Here is a 2764-nt window from a genome sequence, read left to right as displayed (position 1 = left end):
GGATATTCGAGACAGCTTAAGCACCCCGGAGCAAGGACAACTAATGTCTTGAGGTTGGGCTTTTCGACCCTGGCCCAACTTTGCAACAGCACCTCCAATGGCATTTTGTTGGAAGATTCCTATGGCTGAGGTATCCGTTAGGTTTTATCCCCTCTTACGCTTCTGTCTATGCTTATTGCCCAAGGATAGTAATATGCGGATAGCCTATTCTGTGTTGTCACCCTCATGGCGACCGGCATAGGTACGCCCTAATGAGACGTCTTGAGGTCGGGTGCACTAGCGTGCCTATCACTACGGTGCGGGATGATTGCCATTTCTATGAAGAACTCTGACGGTGCACTATGCACAGTCCCTGGTGTTACCTATCGAGGACCAACCTGGGCGTTAGCTGGCCGCGGGTGGGGAGAAAAAACTGCGTAGTCGGTCGGCAATGTCATCGGCAGGGGGATGCTTGGATGCAACGTCTGTAATGAGGTCAAACCACTGATCGTCGCTGATAGCAGTGTCGTCGATACCGTGAGTGCGCAACATCAATGAGCCTAAGAGCACCCCGAGACGCTTGTTGCCATCTAGAAGTGGGTGACTAGATTCAATGCTGTCGATCAGTGCGCCCGTCTTGTGCCACACATCGGGGTACAGGTCGGTGCCGCCGAATGTTACCCACGGTCGATCAAGGGCAGCAGCAAGGAGCCCCCAGTCCCGGGCATAAAACTGATGCTCTTCCATCCATGGACGCAGTGCCTCGAGTCGTAGAACCTTACGGGGATCCACTAGGCGTTTTTCAGTCGGTTCATCAAAGGTGTGCGCTGGGTGAAAATATCATCAAGCTCGTGCGAGGCAAGCGACCGGGCCTGTTCAGATTCCCATTGCTTACGAATCAGCTGGGTGATGACCTGCTGCTTGGACAGGCCGGAAGAGGCGGCCAAGTCGGTCAACTGCCGATCCTGGTGGTCTGCGAGACGAAGATTAAGTGCCATACCATTACAGTACCACGATGGTACCAATTCAGCACCATGATTAGCTAGGCCACCCAGTAGGGTGAGGTGTCATCACTTAAGGTCTCTGGCATCCTACGCCCAGGGCAGTGGCGTCGGCTTCTGACATTTCCCTGCCGCTAGGGTTGCGCCACATAAAGCAATAATGTACAAACGTACGTGTACGTTTGTACATTATAGATCATCACGGGGAAGACATTCATGAACCAGCAGAACACCACCTCGCGTCGCCGTGACCCGGAGGCCCGGACACGAGAAATTCTTGACGCTGCTACTGCGATCGTTAAACAGGAGGGCACCGCTGAGCTCACCCACCGGGCAGTGGCCGCACGTTCTGGTCTCGCCCTAGGAACCGTCACCAAGTACTTCCCCGCTATTGATATCCTCCGTGAACAAACCCTGATCCGCCTCTCCGATGAGATCGACGCTGAACTCGACAAGCTGGAACCGACCTTGCTCCAGATAGACACAGAGCCGGAAAAAGTCGCTCGCGCCATCTACGACTACCTCCTAGACCGCCATCAGGTGCGCGCGGATCTTACTTTAATGGTCGCGGGTGCCTATGAGACCGATCTGCGCCATCTGGCATTAAGGTGGACAAATCGGATGACCGATATTTTGGCCTGTCGGATCGGTCGGAAGCGTGCCACGGCGCTGGCGATCTTTTTTGACGGCATGACCGTCACTTCCGCCCTCAGTGATCTTCCGGTGAACCTGCAGCTCATTGCCGACACCATTCTCGCAGTGCTAGGTATGGGCAATGCTACCGGCCAGATTATTGGCAACAGGGATGAAAGTCCCGCATGAGTACCGAAGTATGGTTGGGGCTTATCGGGGTATTCCTTGGCGGGGCATTGCCGTGGTTAGAGGCTGCGGTGGTGGTTCCTGCCGGGATCTTCGCGGGTCTGCCAGCAGTGCCTGTAATCGTGGCTGGTGCCGGTGGCAATCTGCTCACGGTCGGTATTGCGGCCTATTCCGGTGAATGGCTCATAGCGAAGTGGTCAGCATGGCGACGTCGTCGGACATCAGCCGCCACCCCAGACAATAACCCAGCGGCAGAAACAGCACGGGCTGAGAAATCAGCGAAAAACCGAGCACGTATTGAACACCTGATGAACCGCGGCGGATTACCACTTTTAGCCCTGGTCGGTCCCCTTGGCCTAGGTACACAGATTTCTGCCGTTGTGGCCGTGGCCACGGGAGTTCGGGCGAGATCATCGTTTATCTGGATTGGTCTTGGGACAGTGATGTGGTGCATCGTCGCTGGCGCGGTAGCTCTAACCGGTGTTGAGTTCCTGGGTATCAACGGTTAACTCATGGGGTTTCTGGCTTCTCATGGGTAGCGTATAGAAGTTCTGGTCCCATCGGGCGCAGGTGTTGATAGCACAGACGCTTCGGGGCAGTGAAATCTGAGTTTTTAGGATATGGCCTTTTAGACCAGTGTGATCCAGTAATCCCAGAACCGGTAGGCGATCACGGCAATGATGCCCAGGACCCACACCTCAAAAGAACAGTTTTTGAATTACAAGGCGCTCGCAAACATCATGTTCACTAGGGTTGGGTTATGGATAATGGAACAGAACCGTCACTACCTCTAGATATTCCTGAACATTCTGAGGTTATTTCCGGGCAGAAAGTCGGCTATGCGCGTGTTAGCTCTAGAGACCAAAACTTAGAGGTTGCGTCCAATAGTGTGGTGTACAGCTACCGCCTGGTGAACCCCCCCTGCCGACCAGCAAGGAGACCACCGCGGTACCTTTCGACTCAGC

At 54.6% G+C, this 2764-nt stretch carries 4 protein-coding genes; 2 read left to right on the top strand and 2 right to left on the bottom strand.

Annotation, left to right across the window (positions count from 1 at the left end; genetic code table 11):
* Positions 1-384: 384 nt before the first annotated feature.
* Together A37O_RS15440 and A37O_RS15435 are read right to left on the bottom strand one after the other, a co-directional pair.
* The gene (locus A37O_RS15440) at positions 385-771 is read right to left on the bottom strand and encodes a type II toxin-antitoxin system death-on-curing family toxin (protein ID WP_245533840.1); all 387 of its coding nucleotides are present in this window, start codon (positions 769-771) and stop codon (positions 385-387) included.
* Positions 771-977: a hypothetical protein gene (locus A37O_RS15435; protein WP_018297634.1), complete on the bottom strand. Its 207-nt coding sequence runs from the start codon at positions 975-977 to the stop codon at positions 771-773. Before A37O_RS15435 ends, A37O_RS15440 begins: the two co-directional genes overlap by 1 nt.
* Positions 978-1196: 219 nt before the next feature.
* Between A37O_RS15435 and A37O_RS15430 the strand changes: the two genes are divergently transcribed.
* Positions 1197-1802, top strand: a complete 606-nt coding sequence (locus tag A37O_RS15430) for a TetR/AcrR family transcriptional regulator (protein WP_018297633.1) — start codon at positions 1197-1199, stop codon at positions 1800-1802.
* Positions 1799-2308 (top strand): small multi-drug export protein, encoded by a 510-nt coding sequence (locus A37O_RS0111395; protein ID WP_018297632.1) that lies wholly within the window; start codon positions 1799-1801, stop codon positions 2306-2308. Before A37O_RS15430 ends, A37O_RS0111395 begins: the two co-directional genes overlap by 4 nt.
* The last annotated feature ends 456 nt before the right edge of the window (positions 2309-2764 follow it).

Source organism: Corynebacterium lubricantis DSM 45231, assembly GCF_000379425.1.
Lineage (GTDB): Bacteria > Actinomycetota > Actinomycetes > Mycobacteriales > Mycobacteriaceae > Corynebacterium > Corynebacterium lubricantis.
Note: the sequence above shows the minus strand (reverse complement) of the source record. Positions and strands in the feature narration are given on the sequence as shown.